The 23661-nt window shown below is 64.1% G+C and carries 21 protein-coding genes and 1 pseudogene; 17 read left to right on the top strand and 5 right to left on the bottom strand.

Annotated features, from left to right (window positions below):
* Positions 1–268 precede the first annotated feature (268 nt).
* The 5 genes from ACCC94_RS14560 (at position 269) to ACCC94_RS14540 (ending at position 10486) form a co-directional block, all read left to right on the top strand.
* The gene (locus ACCC94_RS14560) at positions 269–2011 is read left to right on the top strand and encodes a potassium/proton antiporter (protein ID WP_017520471.1); all 1743 of its coding nucleotides are present in this window, start codon (positions 269–271) and stop codon (positions 2009–2011) included.
* An 86-nt stretch (positions 2012–2097) separates the two neighbouring features.
* Positions 2098–5457, top strand: a complete 3360-nt coding sequence (gene mscK, locus ACCC94_RS14555; protein ID WP_413350210.1) for a mechanosensitive channel MscK — start codon at positions 2098–2100, stop codon at positions 5455–5457.
* A gap of 58 nt (positions 5458–5515) precedes the next feature.
* Positions 5516–6976, top strand: coding sequence for a protein adenylyltransferase SelO (gene selO / locus ACCC94_RS14550; RefSeq protein WP_413350209.1), 1461 nt, complete (start codon positions 5516–5518; stop codon positions 6974–6976).
* A 122-nt stretch (positions 6977–7098) separates the two neighbouring features.
* Positions 7099–8376 carry a bifunctional O-acetylhomoserine aminocarboxypropyltransferase/cysteine synthase gene (locus ACCC94_RS14545; RefSeq protein WP_413350208.1) on the top strand — a complete coding sequence of 426 codons (1278 nt, stop codon included), beginning with the start codon at positions 7099–7101 and terminating at the stop codon, positions 8374–8376.
* A gap of 190 nt (positions 8377–8566) precedes the next feature.
* Positions 8567–10486 carry a methyl-accepting chemotaxis protein gene (locus tag ACCC94_RS14540; protein WP_413350207.1) on the top strand — a complete coding sequence of 640 codons (1920 nt, stop codon included), beginning with the start codon at positions 8567–8569 and terminating at the stop codon, positions 10484–10486.
* A gap of 258 nt (positions 10487–10744) precedes the next feature.
* Here the strand turns inward: ACCC94_RS14540 and ACCC94_RS14535 are convergent, their stop codons facing one another.
* From ACCC94_RS14535 to ACCC94_RS14520, 4 genes are read right to left on the bottom strand one after another with little or no spacing between them, the layout of a single operon-like run.
* Positions 10745–12355, bottom strand: coding sequence for an AAA family ATPase (locus ACCC94_RS14535; protein ID WP_413350206.1), 1611 nt, complete (start codon positions 12353–12355; stop codon positions 10745–10747).
* Between the two features lie 27 nt (positions 12356–12382).
* A complete protein-coding gene (locus ACCC94_RS14530; RefSeq protein ID WP_413350205.1) occupies positions 12383–12904 on the bottom strand; it encodes a 4Fe-4S single cluster domain-containing protein in 522 nt (173 codons plus the stop codon).
* Positions 12905–13537: a DUF2997 domain-containing protein gene (locus ACCC94_RS14525; protein WP_413350204.1), complete on the bottom strand. Its 633-nt coding sequence runs from the start codon at positions 13535–13537 to the stop codon at positions 12905–12907. It abuts the gene before it with no gap.
* Position 13538: 1 nt separating this feature from the next.
* A complete protein-coding gene (locus ACCC94_RS14520; RefSeq protein ID WP_413350203.1) occupies positions 13539–14525 on the bottom strand; it encodes a hypothetical protein in 987 nt (328 codons plus the stop codon).
* A 153-nt stretch (positions 14526–14678) separates the two neighbouring features.
* Between ACCC94_RS14520 and trxC the strand changes: the two genes are divergently transcribed.
* From trxC to ACCC94_RS14505, 3 genes are all read left to right on the top strand, one after another.
* Positions 14679–15113, top strand: coding sequence for a thioredoxin TrxC (trxC, locus tag ACCC94_RS14515; protein WP_413350202.1), 435 nt, complete (start codon positions 14679–14681; stop codon positions 15111–15113).
* 95 nt (positions 15114–15208) lie between these two features.
* A complete protein-coding gene (locus tag ACCC94_RS14510; protein ID WP_413350201.1) occupies positions 15209–15652 on the top strand; it encodes a YiiD C-terminal domain-containing protein in 444 nt (147 codons plus the stop codon).
* A 77-nt stretch (positions 15653–15729) separates the two neighbouring features.
* Entirely contained in the window at positions 15730–16539 is an 810-nt protein-coding gene (locus ACCC94_RS14505; RefSeq protein ID WP_413350200.1) for a universal stress protein, read from the top strand.
* A gap of 4 nt (positions 16540–16543) precedes the next feature.
* On the opposite strand, the gene ACCC94_RS14500 is transcribed toward ACCC94_RS14505, so the two are convergent.
* Entirely contained in the window at positions 16544–17311 is a 768-nt protein-coding gene (locus tag ACCC94_RS14500) for a ParA family protein (RefSeq protein WP_413350199.1), read from the bottom strand.
* Positions 17312–17613: 302 nt separating this feature from the next.
* Between ACCC94_RS14500 and ACCC94_RS14495 the strand changes: the two genes are divergently transcribed.
* From ACCC94_RS14495 to ACCC94_RS14455, 9 genes and pseudogenes are all read left to right on the top strand, one after another.
* Positions 17614–18330, top strand: a complete 717-nt coding sequence (locus ACCC94_RS14495) for a beta-ketoacyl synthase chain length factor (protein ID WP_413350198.1) — start codon at positions 17614–17616, stop codon at positions 18328–18330.
* A complete protein-coding gene (locus tag ACCC94_RS14490; protein ID WP_413350197.1) occupies positions 18306–19136 on the top strand; it encodes a lysophospholipid acyltransferase family protein in 831 nt (276 codons plus the stop codon). The genes ACCC94_RS14495 and ACCC94_RS14490 overlap by 25 nt, the downstream gene beginning before the upstream one ends.
* Positions 19111–19371: a phosphopantetheine-binding protein gene (locus ACCC94_RS14485; RefSeq protein WP_017520482.1), complete on the top strand. Its 261-nt coding sequence runs from the start codon at positions 19111–19113 to the stop codon at positions 19369–19371. Before ACCC94_RS14490 ends, ACCC94_RS14485 begins: the two co-directional genes overlap by 26 nt.
* A gap of 11 nt (positions 19372–19382) precedes the next feature.
* On the top strand, positions 19383–19631 hold the full coding sequence (locus ACCC94_RS14480) for an acyl carrier protein (protein ID WP_413350196.1): 249 nt from the start codon (positions 19383–19385) through the stop codon (positions 19629–19631).
* Positions 19628–20173, top strand: a complete 546-nt coding sequence (locus tag ACCC94_RS14475; RefSeq protein WP_413350195.1) for a hypothetical protein — start codon at positions 19628–19630, stop codon at positions 20171–20173. The genes ACCC94_RS14480 and ACCC94_RS14475 overlap by 4 nt, the downstream gene beginning before the upstream one ends.
* Before the next feature lie 72 nt (positions 20174–20245).
* Positions 20246–21700 (top strand): annotated as a pseudogene (locus ACCC94_RS14470) (AMP-binding protein); the annotation flags it as partial.
* Positions 21697–22440, top strand: a complete 744-nt coding sequence (locus ACCC94_RS14465; protein WP_413350194.1) for a glycosyltransferase family 2 protein — start codon at positions 21697–21699, stop codon at positions 22438–22440. The pseudogene ACCC94_RS14470 and the gene ACCC94_RS14465, both read left to right, overlap by 4 nt.
* Before the next feature lie 47 nt (positions 22441–22487).
* Positions 22488–23366, top strand: a complete 879-nt coding sequence (locus ACCC94_RS14460) for a glycosyl transferase (RefSeq protein WP_413350211.1) — start codon at positions 22488–22490, stop codon at positions 23364–23366.
* Positions 23350–23661 (top strand): aromatic amino acid lyase (locus ACCC94_RS14455; RefSeq protein ID WP_413350193.1); only part of this gene is annotated, 312 nt, incomplete at its 3' end. The genes ACCC94_RS14460 and ACCC94_RS14455, both read left to right, overlap by 17 nt.

Here is a 23661-nt window from a genome sequence, read left to right as displayed (position 1 = left end):
GCCGGCGTTGACCAGGGCGTTGAAATAGCGGCTCTGCGAGGCGATCGACTTGCCATCGCCGTCGCCTGGGCGCCCGACGAGCTGGCCTCGCCGAGTCTGGTTCCCACCTGGGCCGCCCGCGGGCCGTGGCCGGAAAGCGCCGCTGCACGGTCCGCAACAAACCTTTGACAGCCTTGTAAATCCGCAGGTTAGAATCGATTGGCATGCGGCCTGCATCCTGATCCTTGAGTAGCGTCGCCACTCCCCCATTCCCCAGGAGGTCGACACCTTGGATGCCGTGGCCATCAACAGCTATTTCCTGATCGCTGCGGTGCTGATCGGCATGAGCATCCTGGTCAGCTCGCTGTCCTCGCGCCTGGGCATCCCGATCCTGGTCATCTTCCTCGCCGTGGGCATGGTCGCCGGTACCGACGGCCCCGGCGGCATCGGCTTTTCGAACTACCCCATGGCCTACCTGGTAGGCAACCTGGCGCTGGCGGTGATCCTGCTCGATGGCGGCTTGCGCACGCGGGTGTCGAGCTTCCGCGTGGCGCTCTGGCCGGCCCTGTCGCTGGCCACCGCCGGGGTGCTGATCACCGCCGGGCTGACCGGCATCGCCGCCGCCTGGCTGTTCAAGCTGAGCTGGATGGAAGGGCTGCTGATCGGCGCCATCGTCGGCTCCACCGATGCCGCGGCGGTGTTCTCGCTGCTGGGCGGCAAGGGCCTGAACGAGCGGGTCACCGCCACGCTGGAAATCGAGTCGGGCAGCAACGACCCCATGGCGGTGTTCCTCACCGTCACCCTGATCGACATGCTCGCCCACGGCGAGAGCGGCGTGAGCTGGAGCTTCCTCTGGCACTTCCTGCGCGAGTTCGGCATCGGTTCGGTGCTGGGCCTGGGCGGTGGCTGGCTGCTGCTGCAGGTGATCAACCGCATCCACCTGGCCAACGGCCTCTATCCGCTGCTGGCGATCAGTGGCGGCCTGCTGATCTTCGCTCTGGCCAACGCCGTGCACGGCAGCGGCATCCTCGCCATCTACCTGTGCGGCCTGGTGCTGGGCAACCAGCCGATCCGCTCGCGCCACGGCATCATGCACATGCTCGACGGCATGGCCTGGCTGGCGCAGATCGGCATGTTCCTGGTACTGGGCCTGCTGGTCACGCCCCACGACCTCTGGCCCATCGCCCTGCCCGCCCTGGGTCTGGCGCTGTGGATGATCCTCTTCGCCCGCCCGCTGTCGGTGCTGGTCGGGCTGTTCCCGTTCCGCGCCTTCCATGGCCGCGAGAAGGCCTTCATCGCCTGGGTCGGCCTGCGCGGCGCGGTGCCGATCATCCTCGCGGTGTTCCCGCTGATGGCCGGGCTGCCCAATGCCCAGCTGTTCTTCAACGTGGCCTTCTTCATCGTGCTGGTTTCGCTGCTGGTGCAGGGCACCAGCTTGCCCTGGGCCGCCAAACTGCTGCGCGTGGTGGTGCCGCCGGACCCGGCGCCGATCTCCCGCGCCGGCCTGGAAGTCCACCCGACCAGCGAGTGGGAGCTGTTCGTCTACCACCTGAGCAAGGAAAAGTGGTGCATCGGCGCCGCCCTGCGCGAGCTGAAGATGCCCGAGGGCACCCGCATCGCCGCACTGTTCCGCGGCACCCAGCTGCTGCACCCGTCCGGCAGCACCATCCTCGAGGCCGACGATATCCTCTGCGTGATCGGCCACGAGCATGACCTCTCCGCGCTGGGCAAGCTGTTCAGCCAGGCGCCGGACCGCGGCCTGAGCGCGCGCTTCTTCGGCGACTTCGTCCTCGAAGGCGACGCCCAGCTGTCCGCCGTGGCCTCGCTCTATGGTCTGAAACTCGAAGGCGTGGACGGCGAGCAGAACCTGGGCCGCTTCATCGCCCACGAGATCGGCGGCCAGGCGATCATCGGCGACCAGGTCGAATGGAACGGCCTGACCTGGACCGTGGCCGCCCTGGACGGGAACAAGATCCGCAAGGTCGGGGTCAAATTCCCGGAAGGTCGTCCCGGTCCGGGGCTCTTCCTCTGACCGCCCACCGGTGCCCGCTTGCGGGTGCCGGCTCGCCAGCACTACCCTCACTCCACTTTTTTCCGCACGAGCCGCTGAACGCGACCATGTCATTCCTGCTGCGTACCCTTCTGACCGCCGTCCTCCTGGGCGGCACGCTCACCGGCCTGCCCGCGCTGGCCGTCGATACCACAGTGCCCAGCGCCGAAAAGGTGCAACAGAGCCTCGACGGCCTCGCCGACCGCAAGTTGTCGGACGCCGAGTCCAAGCCGATCAAGGCCAGCCTGGAAAACACCCTCAAGCTGCTGGCCGCCAAGGCCGACAGCGAGAAGCAGCTCACCGAGCTCAAGGGCCGCCTGGCCGACGCACCCAAGCTGATCAGCGAGAACCAGAAGGCGCTCACTCGCCTCAAGGGCAGCAGCGACAAGCCCGCCGCCCAGCGCTACGGCGGCTACAACACCACCCAGTTGGAGATGCTGCTCAACGAGCAATCCACCCAGCTGGCCGCGTGGCAGAAGGAGATGATCGACGCCAAGAGCGAGATCCTCACCGCGCAGACCCGCCCCGAGCGCGCCCAGGCCGACCTGAGCAAGAACCAGAGTCGCCTGCTGGACATCAACACCGCACTCAAGGCCGGCAAGGAAGGCGCCAAGCCGCTGGCCGAGGAGCGCCGCAATGAGCTGCTCGCCGAGCAGGCCGCACTGCTCGCGCAGAACCTGCTGCTGCGCCAGCAGCTGGCCGGCAACAACCTGCTGCTCGACCTCGCCTCCAGCCAGCGCGACCTGCTGGCCGAGCGCATCGGCCGCGAGGAGCGCGAGACCCTCGAACTGCAGGCGATGATCAGCGACAAGCGCCGCGAACAGTCGGAGAAGACCGTCGCCGAGCTGTCCAAGGACGCCGACCAGGCTGCCGGCACCGACAGCCTGCTGAGCCACGAGAACGCCGCCAACCTCAAGCTTTCCGACTACCTGCTGCGCACCACCGACCGCCTCAACACCCTGACCCGGCGCAACCTGGAAGCCAAGCAGCAGCTGGACAACCTGACCCAGGGCGAGCAGGCGCTGGACGAGCAGATCAACGTGCTGCGCGGCAGCCTGCTGCTGTCGAAGATCCTCTACCAGCAGAAGCAGTCGCTGCCGGTGATCAAGACCGACCAGGACCTCGCCGACGAGATCGCCGACCTGCGCCTGTACCAGTTCGAGCTGAACCAGAAGCGCGACGAGATCAACAACACCCAGGTCTACATCGACAACCTGCTGGCCCAGCAATCGCAGGAAAGCCTCACCCCGCAGCTGCGCCATGACCTGTCCGAGCTGGTCGACACCCGCCTGGAGCTGATGGAGCGCCTCAACCACGAGCTGAACGCGCTGCTCAACGAAGCCATCAACCTGCAGCTGAACCAGAAGCAGCTCAAGGAGACCGCCGACAGCCTGCGCGCGACCCTCGACGAGCAGATGTTCTGGATTCCCAGCAACCGTCCGCTGGACCTCTCCTGGTTCAAGATGACCCCGGCCCTGCTGCACCACCAACTGGCCGAAGTGCCCTGGGGCTCGGGCGTGAAGGAGCTGGGCGAGGGCCTGATCGACCAGCCTTTCCTGTTCCTGCCGCTGTTCCTGCTGGTCGCCGCGCTGCTGTGGAAGCGCCGCTTCCTCTACGACAAGCTGGAATCGCTCAACGACGACATCGGCCATTTCAAGCGCGACAGCCAGGCCCACACGCCGCTGGCCCTGCTGCTCGCCGTGCTGCTGGCATTGCCCGGCACGCTCGCACTGGCCATCGCCGGCCTGGCCCTGCTGCTCGACGCCCGCGGGCAGAACGCCACGCTGGGCAGCGCGCTGCTGGAAATGGCGCAGGTCTGGCTGGTGTTCTACACCGCGCACCGCATCCTGCGCCCCGGCGGCATCGCCGAGCGGCACTTCCACTGGAGCCAGCCGCAGGTGCAGTTCCTCGGCAAGCTGATGCGCCGCCTGGGTCTGGTGGTCATGTCGCTGGTTGCCGTGGTGACCGTTGCCGAGCATTCGCCAGCCTCCCTGGCCGATGACGTGATCGGCATCGCCGTGGTGCTGTTCGGCTACGGCGCGATGACCTGGCTGCTTGCCCAGCTGCTGTTCAACAGCCCGTCCAGCGAGCGTCCGTCGATGATCAAGATGATCGTCGGCCTGGGCTTCACCGCCCTGCCGGTGGCATTGTTCCTCGCCGTGGGCTTCGGCTACTACTACACCGCGCTCAAGCTCACCGACCGGCTGATCGACACCCTGTTCCTGCTGATGTTCTGGATGGTGGTGGAAGCCACCTTCGTCCGCGGCATGGGCGTTGCCGCGCGCCGTCTGGCCTACCAGCGCGCCCTGAAGAACCGCCAGAACGCGCCCAAGGAAGGTATCGAAGGCACCGAGGTGATCGAGGAGCCGACCCTGGGCATCGAGCAGATCAACGACCAGTCCATGCGCCTGATCCGCCTGGGCCTGCTGATCGGTTTCGTGGTCACCCTGTACTGGGTCTGGGCCGACCTGATCAGCGTCGTCTCCTATCTCGACAACGTGACCCTCTACCAGTACACCAGCGGCACCGGCGACGCGGCGTCCACCACGCCGATCAGCCTCAGCGACTTCCTCATGGCGCTGGTGATCGCCGCGGTGACCGTCGCCCTGGCGCGCAACCTGCCCGGCCTGCTGGAAGTACTGGTGCTGCAGCGCCTGACCCTCGCCCAGGGCAGCGCCTACGCCATCACCACCCTGCTGTCCTACACCATCAGCGGCGTCGGCATCGTCAGCGCGCTGTCCACCCTCGGCGTCAGCTGGGACAAGCTGCAGTGGCTGGTGGCCGCGCTGTCGGTCGGCCTGGGATTCGGCCTGCAGGCGATCTTCTCCAACTTCGTCTCCGGCCTGATCATCCTCTTCGAGCGCCCGGTGCGGATCGGCGACGTGGTGACCATCGGCACGCTGTCCGGCACCGTCAGCCGGATCCGCATCCGCGCCACCACCATCACCGACTTCGACCGCAAGGAAATCATCGTCCCCAACCAGACCTTCATCACCGGCCAACTGGTGAACTGGTCGCTGAGCGATACCGTCACGCGGGTGACCATCAAGATCGGCCTGGCCTACGAGAGCGACCTGCCGCTGGCGCGCAAGATCATGCTCGACGCCGCCCACGCCAACACCCGCATCCTGCGCGACCCGGAGCCGGTGCTGTATTTCACCACCATCAGCGCCAGCACCTTCGACTACGAGTTGCGCTTCCACGTGCGCGAGCTGGGCGACCGCAACCCGGCGGTGGACGAGACCCTCACGCGCATCGCCCTGGCCTTCCGCGAGGCCGGCATCGACATGGCCTTCAACCAGGTCGACGTGTTCCTGAAGAACTTCCAGGGCCAGGAAGCCCAGGTGATAGTCGGCCAGCAGGCCCCCGCCGCCACGCCGGTGAAGCTGCCCGCGCCCCAGGACAAGCCCAGCGGCGACAAGGCCTGAGGGTGGACGCCTTCGGACAAGTCCGAGCACAATGCTCGGACTTGTCCGGAGTTAGCCTGTGAAAAAGCTCGACGAACTGACCTTCGATAACCGCTTCGCCCGCCTGGGCGACGTGTTTTCCACCCAGGTCCTGCCCGACCCCATCGCCGACCCGCGCCTGGTCGTCGTCAGCCCCGCCGCCATGGCCCTGCTCGACCTCGACCCGAGCGAGGCGCAAAGCCCGCTGTTCGCCGAAATCTTCGCCGGCCACAAACTCTGGGAAGAAGCCGACCCGCGGGCCATGGTCTACTCCGGGCACCAGTTCGGCTCCTACAACCCGCGCCTGGGCGACGGCCGCGGCCTGCTGCTGGGCGAAGTGCTGAACGACGCCGGCGAGCACTGGGACCTGCACCTCAAGGGCGCCGGACAGACGCCCTACTCGCGCATGGGCGATGGCCGCGCGGTGCTGCGTTCGTCGATCCGCGAATTCCTCGCCAGCGAATACCTCGCCGCCCTGGGCATTCCCAGCAGCCGTGCGCTGTGCGTCACCAGCTCCAGCACCACGGTGTGGCGCGAGTCGAAGGAAACCGGTGCCATGCTGCTGCGCCTGGCGCCCAGCCATGTGCGCTTCGGCCACTTCGAATACTTCTACTACACCAAGCAGGAAGAGCACCTGCGCACCCTCGGCGAGTTCGTCCTCAAGTCCTACTACCCGCAGTGCCTGGACGACGAGAAGCCCTACCTGGCGTTCTTCCGCGAAGTGGTCGAACGCAATGCCGAGATGATCGCCCTCTGGCAGGCGTACGGTTTCTGCCACGGGGTGATGAACACGGACAACATGTCGATCCTCGGCATCACCTTCGACTACGGCCCCTACGCCTTCCTCGACGACTTCGACGCCAACCACATCTGCAACCACTCCGACGACACCGGCCGCTACTCCTTCAGCAACCAGGTGCCCATCGCCCACTGGAACCTCGCCGCGCTGGGCCAGGCGTTGACACCCTTCGTCGAAGTGGACGACCTGCGCGCCACGCTGGACCTGTTCCTGCCGCTCTACCAGGCGAACTACCTGGACCTGATGCGCCGCCGCCTCGGCCTCACCACTGCCGAAGAAGGCGACCTGGAGCTGGTGCAGCGCCTGCTGCAGACCATGCAGAAGGGCGCGGTGGACTACTCACTGTTCTTCCGCCGCCTTGGCGAACAGGCACCGGAGCAGGCGCTCGCCGTGGTCCGCGAAGACTTCGTCGACCTCGCCGGTTTCGACGCCTGGGCCGCCGATTACCTGGCCCGCACCGAACGCGAAGGCGGCAGCCAGGACGAACGCTGCACCCGCATGCATGCGGTCAACCCGCTCTACGTGTTGCGCAACTACCTCGCCCAGGAGGCCATCAGCGCCGCCGAGCAGGGCGACTTCAGCGTGGTGCGCCGCCTGCACGAAGTGCTCAGCCGGCCCTTCCAGGAGCAACCCGACGCCGAGGTCTTCACCCGCCGCCCGCCGGACTGGGGCCGTCATCTGGAAATCAGCTGCTCCTCCTGAGCCGGTTATAAGCTCAGCAAAAAGCGATCTAGCGGCGCCCGGCCAGCCTTGCTCCCGGTCATTGACCGGCGCCGGGCGCCGCCAGCATCCTCGGGACTTTCTGCCACAAGGAAGCTCGAACAATGAAACCGGAAACCCTGGCCATCCACGCCGGCTACAGCCCCGACCCGACCACCAAGGCCGTGGCCGTGCCGATCTACCAGACCAGCTCCTACGCCTTCGACGACACCCAGCACGGCGCCGACCTGTTCGACCTGAAGGTCGCCGGCAACATCTACACGCGCATCATGAACCCCACCAATGCGGTGCTGGAGGAGCGTGTAGCCGCACTGGAAGGCGGCGTTGCGGCGCTGGCAGTGGCTTCCGGCATGGCCGCCATCACCTACGCCATCCAGACCGTCGCCGAGGCCGGCGACAACATCGTCTCGGTGGCCAAGCTCTACGGCGGCACCTACAACCTGTTCGCCCACACCCTGCCGCGCTTCGGCATCCAGACCCGCTTCGCCGCCCATGACGACATCGCCGCCCTCGAAGCACTGATCGACGAGCGCACCAAAGCGGTGTTCTGCGAATCCATCGGCAATCCGGCGGGCAACATCGTCGACCTCCAGGCCCTGGCCGATGCCGCGCACCGACACGGCGTGCCGCTGATCGTCGACAACACCGTCGCGACGCCGATCCTCTGCCGCCCGTTCGAGCACGGCGCGGACATCGTCGTGCACTCGCTGACCAAGTACATCGGCGGCCACGGCACCAGCATCGGCGGCATCGTCGTCGACTCCGGCAAATTCCCCTGGGCCGACAACAAGGCGCGTTTCCCGCTGCTCAACACGCCGGATCCGTCCTACCACGGCGTCACCTACACCGAAGCCTTCGGCCCCGCCGCTTTCATCGGCCGCTGCCGTGTCGTGCCGCTGCGCAACACCGGCGCCGCGCTCTCGCCGTTCAACGCCTTCCTCATCCTGCAAGGCCTGGAAACCCTCGCCCTGCGCATGGAACGCCACTGCGAGAACGCCGTGAAGGTCGCGCAGTACCTGCAGGAGCACCCGCAAGTCAGCTGGGTGAAATACGCCGGCCTCGCCGACCATCCCGAGCAGGAACTGGCGCTGCGCTACATGGGCGGCAAGCCCGCGTCGATCCTCTCGTTCGGCATCAAGGGCGGGCAGGAAGCCGGCGCGCGCTTCATCGACGCGCTCAAGCTGGTGGTGCGCCTGGTCAACATCGGCGACGCCAAGTCCCTGGCATGCCACCCGGCCTCCACCACCCACCGCCAGCTCAACGACGAGGAGCTGCAGAAGGCCGGCGTGCCGCGCGACATGGTGCGCCTGTCCATCGGCATCGAGCACATCGACGACATCCTCGCCGACCTGTCCCAGGCGCTGGACGCGGCCAAGGCCTGACGCCCGCACCAAGCTCGCTTCAACCGGACCGCCAGCCTGCTGTGCAGCAGGCCGGCGGTTTTTTTCGCCTCGACCATACGGTTCTGCCGAACGCGGCCGATAGCGACAAAGCGCGGTACGCCCGCCTGGCCCCCAACAAGAACAATCTCCGAACGGCCTGACTTCACACAACCTTTCCTGGAGATCGTCAATGAACAGCTGGATTTCCAACCTGAGCGTGAACCTCAAGTTGGCCCTGGGCTTCGGCCTGGTCCTCGCCTTCACCGCCATCCTCGCCATCGTCAGCTGGGTCGGCCTGGGCTCGCTGATCGACCGCAGCAACTGGATGAGCGATATCACCGAGCTGAACTCGCGCCTCACCAAGCTGCGCATCACCCGCCTGCAGTACATGATCGCCGACGGCGCCGAGCAGGAAGCCGCCAACGTCATGAGCACCCTGGCCGACTTCAAGGCGCAGCAGCAGAAACTGCGCGCGTCCTTCGTCAGTCCCGAGAACGTGCGCATGCTCGACCAGCTCGGCGGCATCATCGCTGACTACGAGAAATCCCTCGCCGCCATGCGCGCCGGCTACCAGAGCGCCGGCATCACCCGCCGCACCCTGCAGGACAATGCCGCGCGCGCCAACGAACTCACCGCGCAGATCCAGCAGGACATCCTCAAGGCCCCGGCCGACGAAGAGCGCGCCACCCGCTTCCAGGCCATCACCGGCACCCGCGAGGACCTGCTGCAGGCCCGCTACGACGTGCGCGACTATCTCGCCACCGCCCTCACCAGCAACGGTGACGGCGTGACCCGCGGCCTCGATGAAAGCATCGCCGGCCTGCCGGCTCTGGAGAGCGTCCTCGGTGTTGCCGAAGCGCAGTACGTCCAGCAGCTGGGCACAGCCCTACGCACCTACCGCGACGCCGTGCAGACCCTGCGCCAGAACATGGCCGCGATCGTCCAGGCGCGTAAGGAAATGACCGCCCAGGGCCAGGACATCGTCAAGATCAGCGAAAATCTCTACCAGCTGCAGCTCGATCGCCGCGACGTCGAAAGCGCCAGGGCCCGAAGCCTGCAGACCCTGGTCACCCTGCTGGCGCTGGTACTGGGCGGCATTGCCGCGCTGATCATCACCCGCCAGATCACTCGCCCGCTGCACGACACCATGGCCGTGGTGGACCGCATCGCCGCCGGCGACCTGTCGCAGACCATCCAGGTCAGCCGCCGCGACGAGCTCGGCCGTTTGCAGCAGAGCATGCAGCGCATGAGCCAGAGCCTGCGCGAGCTGATCGGCGGCATCCGCGACGGCGTCACCCAGATCGCCAGCGCCGCCGAGGAACTCTCCGCCGTCACCGAGCAGACCAGCGCCGGCGCCAATACGCAGAAAATCGAGACCGACCAGGTTGCCACTGCCATGCACGAGATGTCCGCCACCGTGCAGGAGGTCGCGCGCAACGCCGAGCAGGCCTCCCAGGCCGCCTCCGCCGCCGACCACCAGGCCCAGGACGGCGACCGCGTGGTGAACAAGGCCGTGGAGCAGATCGAGCGCCTGGCCGAGGAAGTCGAACGCTCCGCCGAAGCCATGCAGCGCCTGGAACAGGAGAGCGAGAAGATCGGCAAGGTGATGGATGTGATCAAGTCGGTGGCCGAGCAGACCAACCTGCTGGCCCTCAACGCCGCCATCGAAGCCGCCCGCGCGGGCGAAGCCGGACGCGGATTCGCCGTGGTCGCCGACGAAGTGCGCGGCCTGGCCCAGCGCACCCAGCAGTCCACCGAAGAGATCGAAGCCCTGGTCGCCGGCCTGCAGAGCGGCACCCGCCAGGTCTCCAGCGTCATGCTCGGCAGCCGCGAACTCACCGCCAGCAGCGTCGCCCTGAGCCGCCAGGCCGGCGAATCCCTGGGGGAGATCACCCGCACCGTCTCCAACATCCAGGCGATGAACCAGCAGATCGCCACCGCCGCCGAGGAACAGAGCGCCGTGGCCGAGGAAATCAGCCGCAGCGTGGTCAACGTCCGCGACGTCTCCGAACAGACCGCCTCCGCCAACGAGGAAGTCGCCGCCTCCAGCGTCGAGCTGGCGCGCCTGGGTGGACAGTTGCAGACGCTGGTGACCCACTTCCGCGTGTGACCCAGAGGGCCGCTGGCATCCCCAGCGGCCATTAGGCCGCGCTGTAAGCTTTACGCTTTGCGGAGTACTCCAGCGACAACAACCTCGGCCAGCGCGTCGCCAGGATCATCGTCGCAACCCCGCAGCGCACCGAGGGGGTCCGGCTTAGAGGCAAGTCAACACGTGAAGCAGCAGAAATGCTCACGCTGTCACTCTACAGGCCAAACCCTCCGCCGCGATTGGCGCAACAGAGCTGACGCACTGAAGAATCCCCGCCGTTCAAAAGTCGATTTGCCTGCCGCCGACTTGAGTTTCGGCATCATTCTGGCCGGCTACGACAGCCGAGGCGCTGATTGCATTTTGATTCGCCCATTCTCGAAGCTTCGCAAATTCGTCCTTGCGCATTTTGCTCATGGGGACCAAGCGGGAAATAGTGGTTTCAAAATCAGCCATCGTCAGGTCGCTGGTATCGTCAGAACCGCTCATTCGCCGTGAGAACGCCTCGATCAGCGATTCCCCAACCCAAGCTTCGATTTCAGCTCCCGAGAGCACAACATCCTTACCAAAATTCGACTCGCCCCCCAGAGCAGACAACAGGTCCAAGTCAAACTTCGCCGGATCACGCTTCAACTTCTTCAGGTGTATTTCAAGAATCTTCTTTCTTTCCAATGTTGACGGAAAGTCAACGAAGAATATTTCATCGAACCGGCCCTTCCTCAATAGCTCTGGAGGCAAGCTGCCGATATTGTTAGCGGTAGCAAATACAAAGACGGGCGCCGTTTTCTCTTGCATCCAGGTCAACAGCGTGCCGAATACGCGCGACGCCGTTCCCCCATCGGATGCGCCTCCGGAAGAGCCGGAGAGTCCCTTTTCAATTTCGTCGATCCATAAGATGCAGGGCGAAATCGCTTCGGCGGTGCGTAGTGCGGAACGAATATTGGACTCTGAAGAGCCAACCAGTCCCTGGAATATTTTCCCCATATCCAGGCGCAATAACGGCATGTTCCAGGACGACGAAACGCACTTCGCCGTGAGCGACTTTCCGCAACCGGGAACCCCGGTCAAGAGCAATCCCTTCGGGGTTCCGACACCAAACTCCTGCGCAGCCTGCCCGAAACACTGACTGCGCAAATGAAGCCACTTCTTGAGCGTTGCCAAGCCTCCAACGTCGTCAAGATTCACCTTTGAGTCGATGTACTCGAGGATACCGCTCTTCCGTATAATCTGTTTCTTCTCGGAAAGCAGGTCTTTAACGGTGTGTTCATTGACACCCAGGCTCGCTACCAATGAACGGGACAGGCTATTGTCAATCTCCAATTCCGTAAGGCCCAACGCAGCATCGATGAGTTTTTCCTTGGCATCGCTCGGCAGATCGATCTTGACATTATCATTGCCTTGCCAGGAGCTTATGAACTTGCTGACCTGACCCGTGATTTCTTCGCGTGACGGCAAAGGAAAATCCACCAGCGTGATTTCCTTTTGAAGGTCAGTGGCAATTTCAAAGCTAGGTGCTACGACAATGCAATTGCTTCGATATCCGCGCGAACGAATATTGATGGCAAAATCTCGAAGTCGGCGACGATAGACAGGATTCGAACTGGAGGTAAGATAATTATGAGCGTCACAAAAAACAAAGATATTCTTGCTGTTTTCTACTTTTGCTTTTTCTTCGCAAAAATCCAAGGCCACCTTCAAATCGAAGGTTTTTTCCCCAACCACGGAGCCATTTGTCTGTACGCCTAGCGTCGAGTTCCACACGAATAGACGATGGCCAAGCGCCTTGGCGATCTCAGAAATCTCTGCGAGTGCGCGCTCTTCCTCGAACGACTCGATGACCAGAATCGCATAGCGTGCCTTCAGGTAATCAGTTATCTGCTTAGCCCGGCTCATGCCTAATATCCCTGTGCTTGAACTAAATTATATATGCATCGGAAGACCGGTCTTGGTCACACCTGAATTTGAAACAACAAATTCGACGACTCGTCCAGCACGGAAAAAGTCAAGGTCGACTCGGTCACTGGCTTTGATGATCTGCTTGTACTGATAGGGATGTTCCGCGTTATGCCTATACCGGCCAGCCAATGTTACGTCTACGGCTTTAACGACACGAATCATGGCTTCATTCTGGAATATTTCTTTTGGTGTATAGCCGGTATAGAGTATCCAGTTTTTCTCGCGATTGACTGCATAGATCAATTGTTCCAGGGCTGCTGCCTGATCCAGCGGCTCCCCGCCGGAGAGGGTAACCCCGGCGATGTCCTGTACATTTATCTTCTGCGCCAACGCCTCAATAGACATCAGCTTGGCCGCTTCGCGAGCATGGGTCCCCTGATTGAAGCAGCCTTTACAATTCAACGCGCAACCCTGCACCCATAATGTCAAGCGCAATCCAGGACCATTAACGCGGCTCAACTCCATGTGGTGTACATTGATATGCATCTAGAGATTCGCACTGAGAATTTGAAGGACTTGCTCTTCGTGAACGACGGTATATTCCGGCTTCCACTCGGTCAAGAGTTCCGCAGTAGGGCTGGAGAGTAGCGCTTCAAGCTCTTCGGTAAGCTTTGTGCAAATATCGCCTTTCACGCCACGCACCTCCTCCATAATGTCATCGCCCGCAAGGGTAACATGTATGCTGTATTCGTAGTTTGGCCCAAACTCAACTTCGAAGCCATGAAGGGCCTCGGTAGTTCTTACTGGAACACCTGATGCTTCTATGCGTTTAATGGTCTCATCGATGGCCACGCTGATGTACGCTCTCTGAAAGCTCAAAGCAAGATCAGTTTTGATCGATTCGTCTTCGACAGAGATATCATCATGCTCAATGAGGAGCTTGTAGGTGCCCTCATCAACCTGGCAAACAAAGAGATTGAATCCATCAACTGTTTTCCCACACACAGCCCTGAATTGCCGGCTACCCATATAACCGATTTTGCTCAATACCTTTTTACTGAATTCACTGGGAAACTCAGCAACTATATCTGTCGCAGGGCTTATCCCCATCTTTCCGAATGCTTTGGCAATGACTTCCTCATTAACATAGGAAAACTCAAACCTCGTACAATGAGACATATCAAAGCTCCAACTTTCGCCCAGGAACAACCTCCTCGGCATTCTGGATAGAAATTAGCACCTCTGAGCCTAACTCAATATTACGAAAAGATGCCGTAGATGAGGACGTGCCCTCGGAAGCAGGAGTTTCCGAAACCGATACTGCGCCAGAATTGATAACAACCCGCCGCCTACTTGCTGACTGCGACACCCCCCCCCCAAGTAGGCTTGCATCGATCGCCCCCAGCAACTTCCTGATTACCAGAATGGGATTTGATGTAATTTTTTCATATAGACCAACAATTAACAAAACCTCAACACCATCACAAAAAACCAACTTAACAAAATATTTTTGATCCTCACTACCAACAATACCAATAAGCGAAATTTGATCCAGATTCCGCGTGAGCTTCCTCCAAATACACCCATCAAACGACGCCACGATTATCTTTGTCGCTGTGACTGCAAAAGCATTGCTGCCGTTTTCAATTTCGTCAGCATAAAAATTCTGGTAGCTCGCCAGGACCTTTTCTCCCACCGAGAATCCCAAGGCACTCGACAAATATTCGTTTGTTGAAAAATCGACATCTGCGTGGAATTTCAAGCTTTTTGACAGAACGTAAAGACTAGAGATTCCAACCATCCCAAAGCCCATTGTCTTTATCCCTCCCTCCGGCGCAAGAACCCACAAGACAGCCACAACAAGCACTATGATTCCGTAACCATATTTTATGGCCTTCTGCGTAAGGATTTTTTTACTTCTATAGGCTTGAAATGTTTTGCCAGGAATATATTTTTTTGAAGGAGTACATGCTAGTGCGCACACAATAAAAAAAAGCAAACCAATAAAGCCCATTGCAGCTTGATGTCTTTTCCCAATTTGCAGCCCGTCGAAAAACATCCACGCACTGGCAACGATGAAGACGGGCAAAAGTGCCAGCACCGCAAGCCCCGTCGCCTGACCTTTGGTTGCGATCAACATCTTCCACATCGGGATAGTCTTTATCATTCACACACCTTCCAAGCTGGTACCGAATCGCGTAATGAGGGGACGACTTTATAATCACTTACTGCTCTATGCCATATGACGATATGAATCGCCTCCGCTTGATAATCCTATCCCCTGCCACCACCTAGCACCCATAGCCCGAGGAGCCCCGTCATGTCCGATTCCCTGATCATCCCCTGCCCCAACTGCAACGGCCTGAACCGCGTGCCCGCCGCGCGGCTGGGGGATTCGCCCAGTTGCGGACGCTGCCAGTCGCCGATCGTGCTGGATACGCCGTTCGACCTCGACGAGGCCGGTTTCGCCGCCCAGGCCAAGGGCGACCTACCGCTGCTGGTGGACGTCTGGGCCGACTGGTGCGGGCCGTGCAAGGGCTTTGCGCCGGTGTTCGAGCAGGCCGCCGCGCGGCTGTCGGGCAAAGTGCGCCTGGGCAAGCTGGACAGCGACGCCAACCCGAATCTCTCCACGCGCCTGGGGATTCGCTCGATCCCGAGTTTGATCCTGCTGCGCAATGGCCAGGAAGTGGCGCGCCAGAGCGGTGCGATGCCGCTGCCGCAGTTGCTGGACTGGCTCTCCCGCCAGGGCATCTGAAGGCGAGCGTTTCGGTCAATCCGCGCGGTCATTGCCAGGGCGCGCGGGGCGGCTAGGCTTGGGAGCACACCCCGCCGGCGAATCGGAGCGCGCCCATGCGTCATAACCCGGAATTCATCCGCCAACTCACCGAAGAACACATCGCCTTCATCAAGCGCACCGGCCTCAAGGCCGAAGTGCTGGAGCCCGGCCACGTGCGCCTGCGCATGCCGCTCAAAGGCAACGAGAACCACCTCCGCAACATGTATGCGGGCGCACTGTTCACCGTGACCGAGCTGCCCGGCGGGGTACTGATGCTGACAAGCTTCGACGCCCGGCATTTCTATCCCATCGTCAAGGAAGCCGGCCTGCGCTTCCTGCGTCCGGCCGCCAGCGACGTGACCGTGGACGCCCGGCTCAGCGACGAGGAAATCCAGCGCATCGGCGAAGAAGCCACGCACCAGGGCAAGTCGGAATTCGTGCTGGACCTGCAGTTGAAGGACGAGGAAGGCAACGTCGTCGCCGAAAGCCACGCCATCTATCAGCTGCGCAGTCGCTGAATCCGGGCTATTGCCCTGCATCAAGGTGAAATTTCCTACGTGGCGCGACAGTGGATGCGCCACAGAGGGAGCCCACCATGTACCGGAACCTGCTCGTCGCCCACGACCTCAGCGTCGAGGCGGATATCGCCGTGCGCCGCGCCGCCCAGCTGGCCCGCCAGCACGGCGCCAGCGTCACGCTGCTGCACGTCATCGAGGAGTTCTTCCCCGACCGCATGATGGCCACGGTGCGCGAAGCTGCCGAGGTGGCGCTACGCGATGCGGCTCGCGCCAGCGATATCCCCGACTATCAGCTGATCATCCGCCAGGGCCGCGCGGCGAACACCGTCACCCAGGCGGTGCAGGAACTGGCCGCCGACCTTCTTGTGATCGGCGCGCACCACCAGCAACTGCTGGAGCGTTTCGACGGCACCACCCTGGAGCGCATCGCCCGGCATTGCCGCGCGCCGATCCTCCTGGCCGTGGAAGAATCCGCCAGGCCCTACGCCAAGGCGCTCGTTGGGCTGGACCTGTCGCACTGCTCCTGCCAGGCCTGGCGCGCCGGATACAAGCTGCTGGCGCCCGAAGCCGAGCTGCTGGCGCTCAACGCCTACCAACCGGGCAAGAACGCCGGCCGCGCCGTCAGCCACCTGGACACCCAGCGCGAACTGCTGCGCCAGGCGCTGCAGGATGAGCGCGCACAGGTGCCGGCCAACGGGCCGCAATTGCTTTGTGCGGTGCAGCAGGGCACGCCCCAGCAGGCGCTGGAAACGGCGTTGCGGGAATGGACACCGGACCTGCTGGTGCTCGGCAGCCGCAGCCGCGGCGCCATCGAGCAGGCCATGCTGGGCAGCTCGACGCGCTACTTCCTGCGCCGGCCGCCCTGCGATGTGCTGATCAGCCAGTAACCGCTCAGGCTTCCAGCAGGCTGTGCAGTTCGACGAACTGCTGGGTCAGCTTGTGCCGCGGCTCGAGGAAGATCAGTGGGGTGCAGGCCTGGTGCGACTCGCGCATCTTCACCGAGCTCATCAGGTAAACCGGCAGCACCGGCAGCTCCTCTTCCACCAGTTCGTCGAGCAACTGTTGCGGCAGGGTCGCGCGCGGCTGGAACTGGTTGACCACGATGCCCTCGACTTCCAGGTCCTCGTTGTGGTCTTCCTTCAGCTCTTCGATTTCCTGCAGCAGGCCGTACAGTGCCTGACGGGAAAAACTGTCGCAGTCGAAGGGAATCAGGCAGCGATCAGCGGCGATCAGCGCGGATACCGTGTAGAAGTTCAGCGCAGGAGGCGTGTCCAAGTAGATCCGGTCGTAATCTTCCGAGAGCTCGTCCAGCAGTTTGCGCAGCTTGTTGATCTTGTGCTTCTGCTCCAGCTTGGGCTGCAGGTCCGCAAGCTCCGGGCTGGCGGTGACGATATGCAGGTTGTCGAAGGGCGTCTCGTAGATGTCCACCTTGCCCTTGCGGCTGAACGGCCCGGACGACAGGGTCTGCTTGAAGAAGTCGGCGATGCCCACCGGCAGGTCCTCGCCGGTCAGGCCGGTGAGGTAATGCGTGGAGTTGGCCTGGGCATCCAGGTCCACCAGCAAGGTGCGGTAGCCCTCCGCTGCGCTCACCGCCGCCAGGTTGCAGGCGATGCTGGACTTGCCCACCCCGCCCTTCTGATTGAACACCACACGCCGCATGAGCCGTCCCTCCAGGAACCAATCGAGTGCCGATGGATTCTATGCAAAGCCCATGACAAGGGCGAGCACCCTTCACCAGACGACCGCTCGGCGGCTGCTGGCGATTCCTACAAGCTTCGTAACAGTGACGACGGTAAATTGAGACGCGACCAGTGTGTTTGTAAGCAAAAGTTTGCTTGACACCCGCGTGACCCGGATAATGCCAGCATTGCGCCATGGCACGTGTCGACGAAGCCCTTGGTGATCCAGGGAAGACCATTTGCCGACAGGGATGCCCACAAGGGCCAGAAAGAGCTCTCAGCGTGATTCAATTCAATATCGACCAGTGGAGCGCCTGGGGCCCGGGCCTGTCCACGACCGCCGACTGGCAGAGTTGGGCGCGGGAAGAACGCCTTCCTGACGCCGCCGCCCAACCGGATGTCGCCTTTCTCCCCGCCATGCAACGCCGCCGCCTCAGCCCGCTGGCGCGGATGGTGTTCAGTGTCGCCTGGCCGTTGGCGGAGGGTCGCCCGCCGATGCCGCTGATCTTCGTTTCGCGCCACGGCGAAACCGGCCGCAGCCTGGAACTGCTGCGCGAACTGGCCGTCGAACAACCACTGTCCCCGACCCAGTTCAGCCTCTCCGTGCACAACGCGGTGATCGGTCTGTGGTCGATCCTGCGGCAGGACACCAGCGAAATGACGGCGATCGCCGGCGAACGTGACGGTCTGGAGCACGGCCTGCTGGAAGCCGCCGCGCTGCTCGCCGAAGGCGCTGCGGAAGTCCTGCTGGTGGTGACCGAGGAGCCGCTGCCGGAGCTGTATTCGCCCTGGGTCGACGATGTGCCCTTTGCCTACGCCGTAGCGCTGCGCCTGAAGGCCGGCAGCGAATGGTCACTGGCACTCGGGGAAAACGGCACGGCCCTTGCTCCGCCGTCCCACCCCAATGCCTTGAACCTGGTGCGCGCGCTGATCGAGCGCACCGGCCTGATCCACCACCCCTGGAAGAAGCGTCTATGGACCTGGCAACGCAACCACTGAGCAAGCGCGCCGACGCTTGGCTGTGGCGCCTGCTCGCCACCGGCCTGTGCTTCGCCCTTTTCGGCGTCGGCGGCCTGTTGCTGCGCGTGCTGGTATTCCCGCTGCTGGCGCTGCTGCCCGGCGATGCCCTGCGCCGCCGCGCCCGCGCACGCCAGACGGTGAGCCGGCTGTTCTGGCTGTTCGTGCAGATCATGCAGCGCAGCGGCGTCCTGAGCTTTGAAATAGAAGGCATGGAGGACGCTGAAGGCGTCTCGCGCCTGGGCCGGCCGGGGCAGATGGTGATCGCCAACCATCCCTCGCTGATCGACGTGGTCTTCCTCATCGGCCTGATCCGCGACGCCAACTGCGTGGTCAAGCAGAGCCTGTTCGCCAACCCCTTCACCCGCGGCCCGGTGACGGCGGCGCAGTACATCAGCAACAACGGCAGCATGGACATGTTCGATGAAGCCGTGGAGGCGCTGCAGCAGGGCCAGACGCTGATCGTCTTCCCCGAGGGCACGCGCACCACACCGGGCGAGGCACCGCAATTCCATCGCGGCGCGGCTTCCATCGCCCTGCGCGGCGCCAGCGTCATCACCCCGGTGACCATCACCGTCACCCCCACCACCCTGACCAAGGCCGAGCCCTGGTACAGCATTCCCGCCCGCCGCGTGCATTTCCGCCTGCGCGTCGGCGACGACCTGGAGCCGCAGGTCTTTGCCAGCCAGGGCCCCGCCCCGGCAGCCTCGCGCCGGCTCAATGCCTTCCTGCACCAGCATTTCATCAAGGAGCTCGCAAGAGATGAGCGATCTGCAACTGGAGATTAAACAGCTGATCATCGATGCCCTCGGCCTCGAAGATATCGGCCCTGACGACATCGGCGCGCAGGACGCGCTGTTCGGCGAAGGTCTCGGCCTGGATTCGGTGGACGCCCTGGAACTGGGCCTGGCCATCCAGAAACGCTACGGCATCAAGATCGACGCCGATGCCAAGGACACCCGCCAGCACTTCGCCAACGTGGCGAGCCTGGCGGCCTTCGTGACCGCCCAGAAAGCCGCCTGAGACCGCCGACCATGCAAACCCGTGAGGACATTTTCAACACCCTGCGCGACGCCCTGGTCGAGCTGTTCGAGCTGGAGCCGGAACAGGTCAGCCTCGACGCAAACCTCTACCAGGACCTGGAGATCGACAGCATCGATGCCGTCGACCTGATCGACCACCTGAAGCGCCAGACCGGCAAGAAGATCGCCGCCGAGGAGTTCAAATCGGTGCGCACCGTCGGCGATGTGGTCGAAGCGGTCTATCGCCTGGCCAACCCATGACACGCCTGGTCGGGCTCGGCCTGCTGCTGGCCGGGCTGCTCTACCCCTTCGCGATCTACTTCGGCATCGATCACCTGTCGCCGAAATTCTTCGCGCTGCTGCTGGGCGGCCTGTGGTTCGCCCGCAGCCTGGGCAGCGGGCAACGCCCCGGGCAACGCTGGATGGCGCTGGCCGCCGTGCTCTTCTGCATGCTGCTGTGGTTCGTCAATGAACCGCACCTGCTGCGCTGGTACCCGGTGCTGATCAGTGCAGGCCTGCTGAGCCTGTTCGCCCTCAGCCTGAAATTCGGCCCGCCGCTGGTGGAGCGCCTGGCCCGCCTGCGCGAGCCGGAGCTGCCGCCCCATGCGGTGCGCTACACGCGCCGGGTGACCCAGGCCTGGGTGCTGTTCTTCCTGGGCAACGGCCTGATCGCCGCTGCTCTCACACTGTGGGCGCCGCTGGCCTGGTGGACGCTGTACAACGGCCTGATTTCCTACCTGCTGATGGGCGTGCTGTTCGCCGTCGAGTGGCTGGTACGGCAGCGGGTCAGAGGTCAAGGATGAAACCGATTTCCCTCGCCCGGCTGCTGCTGGAGCTGCCCGCCGGGCGGACGCTGGCACTGGAACCATCGCTGCCTGCCGGCGGACAACCTCGCCCACAGCCGCGAGCGCCTGGCCGCGCAGATCGATGCATGGATCGGCGACCAGCCGGGCGACCTGCTGCTGGCCGAGTTGAATGGTCCTGCGTTGCAACCCACCGAGCTTGACCTCGACGCCTGCCGCCTGGTGCTCAGCACCTCCGGCTCCACCGGCGAGCCCAAGCTGATCGGCAAGTCCCTGCGCCAGCTGAGCAACGAAGTGCAGGTGCTCGACAACCTCTGGGGCGCCGAACTGGGCGATGCGCGCATCCTCGGCAGCGTCGCCGCGCAGCACATCTACGGCCTGCTGTTCCGCGTGCTCTGGCCGCTGTCCGCCGGCCGCGCCTTCCTGCGTCGGCAGATCGCCTTCCCCGAAGACCTGCAATGCCTGAGCCTCGACCAGCCGCGCTTCGCCTGGATCGGCAGCCCGGCGCTGCTCAAGCGCATGGGCGACAACCTCGACTGGCCGGCGCTGCGCCCGGTGGTGCGGGTGTTCTCCTCCGGCGGCCCGCTGCCGGCCGAAGCCGGCGAGCAGTTGCACGAGCGCCTTGGCCAGGCTCCCACGGAAATCTACGGTAGCTCCGAGACCGGCGGCATCGCCTGGCGCCAGGGCGGCCAGCTCTGGCAGCCCTTCGAAGGCGTGGCGCTGAGCCAGGACGAGCACGGCGCGCTGCGCATCGAATCGACCTACCTGCCGCCGGGTGAAACCGAACAGACCGCCGACGCCGCGCGCCTCTGCGCCGACGGCCGCTTCGAGCTGCTGGGGCGGCTGGACCGCATCGTCAAGCTGGAAGAAAAACGCATCTCCCTGCCGCAACTGGAAGCGGCGCTGGCGAAGCATCCCTTCGTCAGCGAAGCGCGCCTGGGGGTGGTGCAGGAAAATCGCGCCAGCCTCGGCGCGCTGGTCGCCCTGAGCGACGCCGGCTTGCACGCACTGCGCAACGGCGACCGTCGCGCACTGACCCAGCGCCTGCGCGAGCACCTCGCCGGCCACTGCGAGGCCCTCGCCCTGCCGCGCCGCTGGCGCCTGCTGCTGCGCCTGCCGGGCAATGCCCAGGGCAAGCTGCCGCAAGGGCTGGTGGACGAACTGCTGCACGCCCCGCGCAGCCTCGCTCCGGAGGTACTGGCGCACAATGAGGTCGACGGCGAACAGCACTTCCAGCTGGAAATCCCGCCGGACCTCGCCTGCTTCCCTGGCCACTTCCCCAGCGCACCAGTACTGCCCGGCGTGGTGCAGGTGCAGTGGGCGCAGCAGCTGGGCCGTCAGGTACTGGACCTGCCGCCGCGCTTCGCCGGCATGGAAGTGCTGAAGTTCCAGCAGCTGCTGCGGCCGGGCGACCTCTGCCAACTGACGCTGCGCTGGGACGCCGGGCGCGGCAAGCTGTACTTCGCCTTCAGCCGTGGCGAAGCGGCCTGCTCTTCCGGGCGCATCCTGCTGGGGGCGCACGAATGACCACGAAACCCTGCGCGGTGATTCCCGTCTACAACCACGAGCACGCGCTACCGAAGGTGGTCGCGGAGTTGCTCGCCGCCGGTCTGCCCTGCGTGCTGGTGGACGACGCCTCCAGCCGCGAATGCGCGGTGGTGATCGACCAGCTCGCCGAAGTCCGCGACACCTACCTGGTGCGTCTGAGCGTGAACCAGGGCAAAGGCGGCGCGGTGATGGCCGGGCTGCGCGAGGCCGCGCGCCTGGGCTTCACCCACGCGCTGCAGGTGGACGCCGACGGCCAGCATGACCTGGGCGACGTGCAGCGCTTCCTCGACGCGTCCCGCGAGCAGCCCGATGCGCTGATCTGCGGCTACCCGCAGTACGACGCGAGCGTGCCCAAGGGCCGCCTGTACGCGCGCTACCTGACCCACGTCTGGGTGTGGATCAACAGCCTGTCGCTGTCGATCCGCGACGGCATGTGCGGCTTCCGCGTCTACCCGCTGCCCCCCACGCTGGCACTGCTCGACAGCGCGAAGTTGGGCAAGCGCATGGACTTCGACCCGGAAATACTCGTCCGCCTGGCCTGGCGCAACCAGCCGATGCATTGGCTGCCGACCAAGGTGCACTACCCGCTGGACGGCCTCTCGCACTTCCGCCTGTTCCACGACAACGCGCTGATCTCCTCCATGCATGCCCGGTTGTTCTTCGGCATGCTCTGGCGCTCGCCGGCCATCCTCTGGCGCCGCCTGCGGAGCGCCGCGTGAGCGCGCAGCACTGGGCGCAACAGCGCGAGCGCGGCAGCCTGCTGCTGATGCGCTTCACCGCGTGGGCGGCGCGCACCCTCGGCCGCCGCCTGCTGTCGCCGCTGCTGCACCTGATAGTGCTGTACTTCTTCCTCTTCGGCTCCCGCGCGCGCCGCGCCATCCGCGAGTATCAGCAGCGCCTGGCACAGCACAGCGGTGACGCCTCGCTGAGCCCGAGCACCGGCCGCGTGTTCGGCCAGTTCATGGCCTTCGCCGACGCCATCCTCGACAAGCTCGACGTCTGGGCCGGTCGCCTGGACCTCGCCAGCATCGAACTGAACGACCCGCACAACCTGCGCGCGCAATTGCGCAGCGGCCGTGGCCAGCTGCTGGTGGGCGCGCACCTGGGCAACCTCGAAGTCTGCCGCGCGCTGGCCGAGCTGGGCGAAAAGGTGCGCATGAACGTGCTGGTGCACACCCGCCACGCCGAGCAGTTCAACCAGCTGCTGGGCGAATCCGGCGCCAGCCACCTGCGCCTGATCCAGGTGAGCGAGCTGGACCCGGCGATCATGCTGCAGCTGTCCCAGCGCCTGGACGCCGGCGAGTGGCTGGCGATCGCCGGCGACCGCATTCCGCTGCACGGCGGGCGCAATGTCGAGGTGGATTTCCTCGGCGCGCCCGCCGCCTTCCCGCAGGGGCCCTGGCTGCTCGCCGGGCTGCTGCAATGCCCGGCCAACCTGATGTTCTGCCTGAAGGAAGAGGGCCGCTACCGCGTGCACCTGGAGCCCTTCGCCGAGCGTATCCAGTGGCGCCGCAGCGACCGCGCCGAGGTGCTGAAACACTGGACCCGGCGCTACGCCCAGCGCCTGGAACACTACTGCCTGCGCGCGCCGCAGCAGTGGTTCAACTTCTACCCGTTCTGGAAAGCCCATGACGACAGCCACTGACACGCCGGTTTTCGGCCAAGGCCACCTGAGCATCGAGCAGATAGTCGCCCTCGCCGAGCGCCGCGTGGAAAGCCGCCTGGACGACGACGCCGAATTCCGCGCGCGGATCGCCCGCGGCGCGCAGTTCCTCGACACCCTGCTGGACAAGGAAGGCGTGATCTACGGCGTCACTACCGGCTACGGCGATTCCTGCGTGGTGGCCGTGCCGCTGGAGCACGTCGAGGCGCTGCCGCAGCACCTGTTCACTTTCCACGGCTGCGGCCTGGGCAAGCTGCTGCAGCCGTGGAAAGTGAAC

Origin of the sequence: Pseudomonas sp. Pseusp97 (assembly GCF_047304025.1) — a bacterium.
GTDB lineage: Bacteria > Pseudomonadota > Gammaproteobacteria > Pseudomonadales > Pseudomonadaceae > Pseudomonas.
This window is presented reverse-complemented; position numbering and strand designations above follow the sequence as displayed.

Bases quoted from the DNA above. Each gene is read 5' to 3' on its own strand.
- ACCC94_RS14460 (WP_413350211.1), top strand. From the start codon at position 22,488: ATGCGCTTCACCGCGTGGGCGGCGCGCACCCTCGGCCGCCGCCTGCTG.
- ACCC94_RS14520 (WP_413350203.1), bottom strand. From the start codon at position 14,525: ATGATAAAGACTATCCCGATGTGGAAGATGTTGATCGCAACCAAAGGT.
- ACCC94_RS14505 (WP_413350200.1), top strand. From the start codon at position 15,730: ATGTACCGGAACCTGCTCGTCGCCCACGACCTCAGCGTCGAGGCGGAT.
- ACCC94_RS14535 (WP_413350206.1), bottom strand. From the start codon at position 12,355: ATGAGCCGGGCTAAGCAGATAACTGATTACCTGAAGGCACGCTATGCG.
- ACCC94_RS14490 (WP_413350197.1), top strand. From the start codon at position 18,306: ATGGACCTGGCAACGCAACCACTGAGCAAGCGCGCCGACGCTTGGCTG.
- ACCC94_RS14525 (WP_413350204.1), bottom strand. From the start codon at position 13,537: ATGTCTCATTGTACGAGGTTTGAGTTTTCCTATGTTAATGAGGAAGTC.
- ACCC94_RS14540 (WP_413350207.1), top strand. From the start codon at position 8,567: ATGAACAGCTGGATTTCCAACCTGAGCGTGAACCTCAAGTTGGCCCTG.
- ACCC94_RS14545 (WP_413350208.1), top strand. From the start codon at position 7,099: ATGAAACCGGAAACCCTGGCCATCCACGCCGGCTACAGCCCCGACCCG.
- trxC (WP_413350202.1), top strand. From the start codon at position 14,679: ATGTCCGATTCCCTGATCATCCCCTGCCCCAACTGCAACGGCCTGAAC.
- mscK (WP_413350210.1), top strand. From the start codon at position 2,098: ATGTCATTCCTGCTGCGTACCCTTCTGACCGCCGTCCTCCTGGGCGGC.
- ACCC94_RS14485 (WP_017520482.1), top strand. From the start codon at position 19,111: ATGAGCGATCTGCAACTGGAGATTAAACAGCTGATCATCGATGCCCTC.
- ACCC94_RS14465 (WP_413350194.1), top strand. From the start codon at position 21,697: ATGACCACGAAACCCTGCGCGGTGATTCCCGTCTACAACCACGAGCAC.
- ACCC94_RS14475 (WP_413350195.1), top strand. From the start codon at position 19,628: ATGACACGCCTGGTCGGGCTCGGCCTGCTGCTGGCCGGGCTGCTCTAC.
- ACCC94_RS14530 (WP_413350205.1), bottom strand. From the start codon at position 12,904: ATGCATATCAATGTACACCACATGGAGTTGAGCCGCGTTAATGGTCCT.
- ACCC94_RS14510 (WP_413350201.1), top strand. From the start codon at position 15,209: ATGCGTCATAACCCGGAATTCATCCGCCAACTCACCGAAGAACACATC.
- ACCC94_RS14480 (WP_413350196.1), top strand. From the start codon at position 19,383: ATGCAAACCCGTGAGGACATTTTCAACACCCTGCGCGACGCCCTGGTC.
- ACCC94_RS14500 (WP_413350199.1), bottom strand. From the start codon at position 17,311: ATGCGGCGTGTGGTGTTCAATCAGAAGGGCGGGGTGGGCAAGTCCAGC.